At 72.8% G+C, this 7,778-nt stretch carries 5 protein-coding genes; 2 read left to right on the top strand and 3 right to left on the bottom strand.

The features are described from left to right. A partial coding sequence (locus BLT97_RS23200) for an LLM class flavin-dependent oxidoreductase (RefSeq protein ID WP_143041371.1) occupies positions 1-771 on the top strand: 771 nt, incomplete at its 5' end. A gap of 182 nt (positions 772-953) precedes the next feature. On the opposite strand, the gene BLT97_RS23195 is transcribed toward BLT97_RS23200, so the two are convergent. Next, the gene (locus BLT97_RS23195) at positions 954-1,409 is read right to left on the bottom strand and encodes an NUDIX hydrolase (protein WP_093613213.1); all 456 of its coding nucleotides are present in this window, start codon (positions 1,407-1,409) and stop codon (positions 954-956) included. Between the two features lie 356 nt (positions 1,410-1,765). Between BLT97_RS23195 and BLT97_RS23190 the strand changes: the two genes are divergently transcribed. Continuing rightward, the gene (locus BLT97_RS23190; protein WP_093613211.1) at positions 1,766-3,523 is read left to right on the top strand and encodes a TIGR03767 family metallophosphoesterase; all 1,758 of its coding nucleotides are present in this window, start codon (positions 1,766-1,768) and stop codon (positions 3,521-3,523) included. A gap of 110 nt (positions 3,524-3,633) precedes the next feature. Here the strand turns inward: BLT97_RS23190 and BLT97_RS38625 are convergent, their stop codons facing one another. Beyond that, positions 3,634-4,881 (bottom strand): hypothetical protein, encoded by a 1,248-nt coding sequence (locus BLT97_RS38625; RefSeq protein ID WP_245769493.1) that lies wholly within the window; start codon positions 4,879-4,881, stop codon positions 3,634-3,636. A 189-nt stretch (positions 4,882-5,070) separates the two neighbouring features. Further along, positions 5,071-7,665: an aminopeptidase N gene (pepN, locus tag BLT97_RS23175; protein WP_093613209.1), complete on the bottom strand. Its 2,595-nt coding sequence runs from the start codon at positions 7,663-7,665 to the stop codon at positions 5,071-5,073. Positions 7,666-7,778 lie beyond the last annotated feature (113 nt).

Raw genomic sequence — 7,778 nt, 5'->3', positions numbered from 1 at the left:
AGGTATGCCCGTACGGATGAATTCCTCTCGGTGGTACGGGGGGCATGGTCCGGCAGTCCGTACGACTTCACGGGCGAGCACTACCGCGTCGACGGCGCCCTGACCGCGCTGCCGCCCGACCCGCTGCCGCAGATCTTCTTCGGCGGATCCTCACCCGCCGCGGGGCCGGTCGCCGCCCGCCACTCGGACGTCTACCTCACCTGGGGCGAACCGGCCGCCCAGGTCAAGGAGAAGATCGACTGGATCCGTTCGCTCGCCGAGGCCGAGGGGCGCACCGTCCGCTTCGGCATCCGGCTGCACTCGATCTCCCGCGACTCCTCGGCCGAGGCCTGGCGGGTGGCGAACCGGCTGCTCGACGACCTCGACCCGGAGACGATCGCCGCGGCCCAACAGGCGCTCGGGCGCAGTGAGTCGGTGGGCCAGCAGCGGATGCTGGCGCTGCACGGCGGCAGCCGCGACAAGCTGGAGATCGCCCCGAATCTGTGGGCCGGTGTCGGCCTGGTGCGGGGCGGGGCGGGCACCGCGCTCGTCGGCTCGCACACCGAGGTCGCGGACCGGATCGAGGAGTACCACGCGCTCGGCGTGGAGCACTTCGTGCTCTCCGGCTATCCGCATCTGGAGGAGGCGTACTGGTTCGGCGAGGGCGTGATCCCCGAGCTGGTGGCGCGCGGCCTGACCGGTGAAGTCCCGCGCACCGGGCGGCCGTTGACCAACGGCCGGCCCGCCTCCGCGCCGGGCGGCGCGCCGCTGCTCGTGGCGGGCGGCCGGTAGGGGAGTGCGGGGGCGGGCGCCGTCCGGACGTAGCGTCCGCCCTCGCGCACCATCGTGGGCGCTGTCCGTACGCGGCGTCCGCCCGCGTGTGCCTTGGTGGGCGCCGTCCGTACGCGGCGTCCGCCCGCGTGTGCCTTGGTGGGCGCCGTCCGTACGCGGCGTCCGCCCGCGCGCGCCTTCCCTCAGCGCTCGGCGTCCACCCGCCCCGCCGCCGGGCGCCCCCGCCACAGCCCGAGCCCCACGTCCACGAGGCCGACCCGCGGCAGACCGGAGACCGCGTCGAGCGGGTGCCAGGCCGCCATGTCCGTGGAGCCGTCGGTCTCGTGGCGCAGCTCGCCGCCGGTGATCTCGCCCTCGTACACCAGGCGCAGCCCGTGGAAGTCGGCGAAGGTGCCGAGCTTGCGCGGATAGCGGCGCCGGATCGAGTCCACACCGAGCAGCGCCACGGGCCGCACTGCGTACCCGGTCTCCTCCTCGGCCTCGCGGATCACCGTGTCGTACGGATCCTCGCCGTGCTCCATGCCGCCGCCCGGCAGGGTCCACCGTTTGCTGCCGTCCCCGGCCACCCAGCGGGCGAGCAGGAGCTGTCCGTCGCGTACGCAGACGGCGTAGGCCGCCACCCTCAGCTCTTTGTGCACCCTGCACACGTTAAGGGCAGGACACCGCGATGTTGACCTCCGTTCGCCGAACGTCGGCCGGGAGCCCCCGGGTGCGGTAGGGCCGCGCCCGGCCGCGTCGCGGGGCGGAAGTGCCCGGCGTACCCCGGCAGATGAACACGGAGTGACCGGCTCCGGTCGGACCGACGAGCCGTGCATGAGCCCGGCATGACACCCGCGGCCCGCCGAGATCCACGTTCGGTGATCGGCCCGCGGCGTTGCGTCCTCGTTTACGCGCAGGTCATCCCCGCTGCCAACGATCCAGTACGAGCGGGGAGTTCGGCGGCACCGCCGGCCGGGCGCCCCGCGAACCGCGTTCGCACCCGGGGAGACGCGCCATGCCGCGCACACGCTCTGTCGTCACCGCCCTCGACCGCCGTTCCCCTCTCGCCCGCCGCTCCTTCCTCGCCGCCGCGGGCGCCCTCTCCGCGACGACCGGGGTCGGCCTCGCCGTCGGACTGGCCGACGGCGGCCACCAGGCGCGGGCCGCCCGGCCCGAACAGCCCCTCGGGCAGCTGACCAACCGCCCCGCGCCCGCCGCCCCGCCGGCTCCGTACCGCCGCGGCACCACGCTCAGCACGGTCGCCGCGCCGGTATCGGGGCAGGGCTACCGCAGGCTCGGCAGCGGGCCCGCCTGGCCGCGCCTGACGCGCGGCGAGATGGCCTCGGCCAAGAAGGGCCGGGACGGGCGGCGGCGGACGCTCGCCGCGTTCGTGCAGTTCACCGATCTGCACGTGGTCGACGCCCAGCACCCGAACCGCTACGAGTTCCTGCGCGCCGAGACCGCCAGCGCCTGGCGCCCGCACGAGGCGCTGTCCGTGCAGGGCGTGGTCTCCCTGGTCGAGCGCGTCAACGCCCTCAGGGGCGCGCCCGCCACCGGCGCGCCCCTGAGCTTCGTCATGACCACCGGCGACAACACGGACAACAACTCCCGGTGCGAACTCGACTGGTTCCTCAAGGCGATGAGCGGCGGCGTCATCGTCCCCAACAGCGGGGACCCGCGCCGCTACGAGGGGGTCCAGGACTCCGGACTGCCGCTCTACTGGCACCCCGACCGCGAGCTGCGGGACGCCGACAAGAAGGCCGGCTTCCCGCACGTGCCCGGCTTCCTCGACGCGGCGATCGGCGCGGTGCGCAGCCCCGGGCTCAACGTGCCCTGGTACTCCACCGTCGGCAACCACGACTTCCTTCAGGGCGGCTGCTTCGCGGGCGACTCCTGGTTCGCGGAGTTCTCCACCGGCGCCCGCAAGCTGATGGAGATCGACCCCGCGGAGGCGGACCGGTTCTGGAAGACCGTGCGCGCCGGCGACGACCCCAAGGGCGCGTACTTCAAGGAGCTCATCCGCAGCCACCGCCGCGCCCTGCGCCCGGTCACCCCCGACTCGGCGCGTGCGCCCTTCTCGCCGCGCGAGTACGTCCAGGCGCACCTCGACCCGGTGTACACGGGCCCAGGGCCGGTCGGCCACGGCTACACGCGGGCCAACCTGGAGGCGGGCACGCGCTACTACAGCTTCGACATCGCCGAGGACGTCCTCGGCATCAGCCTCGACACCACCAACTCCGGTGGCCACTACGAGGGTTCGCTCGGCCAGGCGCAGTGGGACTGGCTGGAGCGCACCCTGGAGCGGTCCGCGAAGGACGGCCGGTACGCGATCGTCTTCAGCCACCACACCAGCGCGTCCATGGGCAACACCCGCCCGGACCCGGCCCGCCCCGGCGAGGCCCGCCACGCCGGCCAGGAGCTCGTCGGCCTGCTCAAGCGGCATCCGCGCGTCCTGGCCTGGGTGAACGGCCACACGCACCGCAACCGGATCCGCCCGCGCGGCACCTTCTGGGAGATCAGCACCGCCTCGCACACGGACTACCCGCAGCTGGCCCGCGTGATCGAGATCGCCGACAACAAGGACGGCACGCTCTCGCTGTTCACCACGCTCATCGAGTCCGCCGCCCCGCACCGCACCTCGTACGAGGACCTCTCGCAGACGGGCCTGGCGTCCCTGTACCGCGAGCTGTCCTTCAACGCCCCGGGCCGCAACCCGAAGCTGCTCGGCGAGTCCTACGACCGCAACACGGAACTGCTGCTGCGCAAGCGGTGAGTCAGGCCGAGGCGATGGCGCGCGCTGGAGGGGCGGGCCCCGGTCGCACGGCCGGAACCCACCCCTCTCCCCTCCTGCACGCGCCCCGCCCCCGGACCGCGACCCCTCACTCAGCGGGGCAGGACCACCACATACGCGGCCGGCTCCCGGTCGGTCGAGGCCATCAGCGCCGTGCGCACCACCGCCGCCTGCTGCTCCAGCGAGTCCCGCAGCTTGCGCGGCGTGAGGTGCACGACGGTGATCCCGAGCCGCTCCAAGTGCTCCCGCTTACGGGCGTATTCGGACCACAGCGCGTCCTCATCCTGCCGATGGCCCTGCCTCGTGGCGCGGGTGTCCAGCTCCACCGCCACGGCCTGATCGGGCCAGTACGCGTCCACACCCCCCAGGTGCGGGCCGCCCGGCAGCCGCAGGTCCACGTTCCACAGCGGGTCGGGAAGACCGAACTCGGCCACCATCCGGTACAGCCGGTCCTCGGCGATGGCCCGCCCCTCGGCGAGCAGCGAGTCCACGGCGTCGACCACGTGGGGCCGGGTCAGCAGCCGTGCGTGGTTCAACTCCCGTACGACAGCGGCCGGTTCGCAGTGCCCGCCGCGCACGGCCTCCATCAGGAGCCGCCGTACCGCGCCGGCGTCGGTCAGCTGCGCGACCGCGTCCGCGAGGGCCCGCGGCACCGGGGCCATCGGCAGTCCCGTCACGTCCTGGGCCTGCGGCATCGCGTGCGTCCGTACGATCCGTGCGAACCCCACCGACCGCAGCCGGCGCGTGCGCGGCACCAGCACGTCGATCCGGTCGAGCGAGAGCAGCGGGGGAGCGGCCGAGAACCCGTGCAGGGTGAGCGCCGCGAGCCCGGTGATCATCACGTCCTCGTACCCGGACGGCGAACCGCCGCCCTGCGCCTGGGCCTTCCTGCGGTGGTACGAGGACGGGTGCGCCGCCATGGAGCGGCGCTCGTCCGCGGACCGCTCGACGGGTGGTCGCGCCGCGGGCGGCAGGGACGCGGCGGCCGCGGAGGCGGCGGACTGCCGGGGCATGGACAGGGCGCCGGTCTGCGGCGGGATGGTACTCAGGCCCGGGGCGGTGCCGGTGCCGCCCGCGGTGACGCCGGGCACCGGGCCCCCGGGCGGGCGGCCGGAGTAGAGGAGCACGGCGTGCAGCCGCTCCTCGCTGGTCGGCGGGCCGGGGTGCAGCAGGAACACACCGGGCAGCACCTGCTGCCACGGACCGCCGGGCCGGCACTGGGCGTTGGTCTCGGCGGCGGACACTCCGTGGCTGCGCAGCTGGGCGGCGCTCAGGACGCGGCGCGAGACATCGGAGAGGTGGTGCAGGGGGCGGGGGGAGAGCGGGGTGTTGTGGTTCATGGCCAGGGGTTTCCCGCTGAGTGACGGCGCTCTAACCCCTGTTACCGTCCCGTCGCATGAACCGGACAATTCTGCACTAAAGGACGGACGTTCGAGTGCCGAGAAGGGCTGGTCCGGATGGGGGTTACGGGCAGCGGGGGACCGCAGTGTCACAGTTCGGCCCCGCCGCCGCCCGTATTCCCACCGGACCTATCCGGCCGACGCAGCGGCCCCCGCATCACAGGCCTGCCCCCGCAGCACCCGCGCCAGATCGTCCCGCGCTTCGAGCACCAGACGCCGCAGCGCCGGTGCCGCGTCCTCGTGGGCCGACAGCCAGTCGTCGGTGGCGGCCAGGGTGGCCACCGAGTCCTGGAGCGCCGGGAACAGCCCCCGTACGACATCCATGCCGATCTGGATCGAGCGCTCCGACCAGATGCGCTCGATCACCTCGAAGTACTTCGGCGCGTACGGCGCGATCAGCTCGCGCTGCGAGGGCTGCGTGAAGCCCGAGATCGTCGCCTCCACCAGGGCGTTGGACAGCGCGTCCGACTCGACGACCTCCGCCCAGGCCTGCGCCTTGACCGCCGCCGAGGGGCGCGCGGCCAGGCAGCGGACGTGGTGGCGCTTGCCGGACGCCGTGTCGTCGCGGGCGAGTTCGGCGTCGAGTACGGACGCGTCGGCGCGGCCCGCGGCGGCCAGCGGCTCCAGGAACGCCCAGCGCATCTCCTGGTCGACGTCCAGGCCGTCGATCCGGGCCGAGCCGTCGAGGAGGCCTTCGAGCAGCTGGTGGTCGGCGTCCGAGGACGCGACGGAGGCGAAGAAGCGCGCCCAGGTCAGCTGGTGCTGGCTGCCGGGCTCGGCGGTGCGCAGCTCGCGCAGCGCACCCTCGGCGAGCAGCCGCTCGCCCTCCGGACGCCAGCCGGGCGCCGCGTAGTTGACCAGGGCCGAGCGGGCCCAGGTATGCAGCATCTGGAGCACGCCGATGTCCGACTCGCGGCCCGAGAAGGCCAGCACGAGGGAGACGAAGTCGCGCGCCGGCATCAGGGCGTCACGGGTCAGGTTCCACAGCGCCGACCAGCACAGGGCGCGCGCCAGCGGATCCGTGATGTCACCGAGGTGCGCACGGAGGGTCTCGAGCGAGCCCTCGTCGAAGCGGATCTTGCAGTACGTCAGGTCGTCGTCGTTGACCAGGATCAGGTCCGGCTTCTCGGCGCCCGCGAGCTCCGCGACCACCGTGCGCGTCCCGTCCACGTCGGCCTCGGCGCGCGCGTACCGCTCCAGGGTGCCCTCGGGCGTACGGCGGTAGAGGCCGACGGCCACGCGGTGCGGACGCAGCGTCGGGTGCGATTCCGCGGCTTCCTGAAGCACGGAGAGCTCGACGACTCGGCCCGATGCGTCGTAAGTGGCCTGCGGAGTCAGGGAGTTGACCCCCGCCGTCTGGAGCCAGGAGCGCGACCACTTGGCCATGTCGCGGCCCGAGGTCTCCTCCAGGACGGCCAGCAGATCGCCCAGCTGCGTGTTCCCGTACGCGTGCCGCTTGAAGTAGCGCCGGGCGCCTTCGAGGAACGCGTCCTGGCCCGCGTACGCCACCAGCTGCTTGAGCACCGAGGCGCCCTTCGCGTACGTGATGCCGTCGAAGTTGAGCTTCGCGTCCTCCAGGTCACGGATGTCGGCCGTGATCGGGTGCGTGGACGGCAGCTGGTCGGCCCGGTACGCCCACGCCTTGCGGTTGTTGGCGAAGGTGATCCAGCCGTTGGTGAAGCGGGTGGCGCCCACCATCGAGAAGGAGCCCATGAAGTCCGCGAAGGACTCCTTCAGCCACAGGTCGTCCCACCACTCCATGGTCACGAGGTCGCCGAACCACATGTGCGCCATCTCGTGCAGGATGACGTTCGCACGCCGCTCGTACGAGGCCTGCGTGACCTTGCCGCGGAAGATGAACTCCTCGCGGAAGGTGACCAGGCCCGGGTTCTCCATCGCGCCCAGGTTGTACTCCGGCACGAAGGCCTGGTCGTACTTCCCGAAGGGGTACGGGTAGTCGAAGTGCTCGTGGAAGAAGTCCAGGCCCTGCTTCGTGACCAGGAAGACGTCGTCCGCGTCGAAGTGCTTGGCGAGCCCCTTGCGGCACATGGCGCCGAGCGGGATCTCCAGGGTCGAGCCGTCCGCGAGCTTGCGCGTGTAGGTGTCCGTCACGTAGTGGTACGGGCCCGCCACGAAGGCCGTGATGTACGAGGAGATCGGCTTGGTCTCCGCGAACCGCCAGACGCCGTCGGTCAGTTCACCGGCCCCGTTCGACCAGGCGGTCCAGCCCTCCGGCGCGCGCACCTCCATCCGGAAGGGCGCCTTGAGGTCGGGCTGCTCGAAGCAGGTCATCACACGGCGCGAGTCGGCCGGCTCGTACTGCGTGTAGAGGTAGACCTCGCCGTCCTCCGGGTCCACGAAGCGGTGCATGCCCTCGCCGGTGCGGCTGTAGGCGCACTGCGCGTCCACCACCAGCTCGTTCTCCTCGCGCAGGTCCTCAAGGGCGATGCGCGAGCCGTCGAAGACCTCCGACGGGTCGAGGTCTGCTCCGTTCAGCGAGACGGCCGTGACGCTCGGCGCAATGAGATCGGCGAAGGAGGAGGCACCCGGCTCGGAGCAGCGGAAGCGGATGGTCGTCACCGACCGGAACGTGCGGGGACCGTCCGCCGGTGCGCCCGCGTCGCCGACCGCGGACCGCAGGTCGAGCGAGACCTCGTAGCCCTCGACGGACAGCAGCGCGGCCCGCTCGCGGGCCTCGTCGCGGGACAGGTTCTCTCCGGGCACGGGCACTCCCTTGTGGCGTGTACGTCGGTGTTCGAATGCCTACGATCCTGCCACGCGCGCCGGGGCCCCGGCGTCCGGGAATGCCCCCGCGTGCGACGGTGTTCGCCGAGGCA

This window comes from Streptomyces indicus (assembly GCF_900100315.1).
Classification (GTDB): domain Bacteria; phylum Actinomycetota; class Actinomycetes; order Streptomycetales; family Streptomycetaceae; genus Streptomyces; species Streptomyces indicus.
This window is presented reverse-complemented; position numbering and strand designations above follow the sequence as displayed.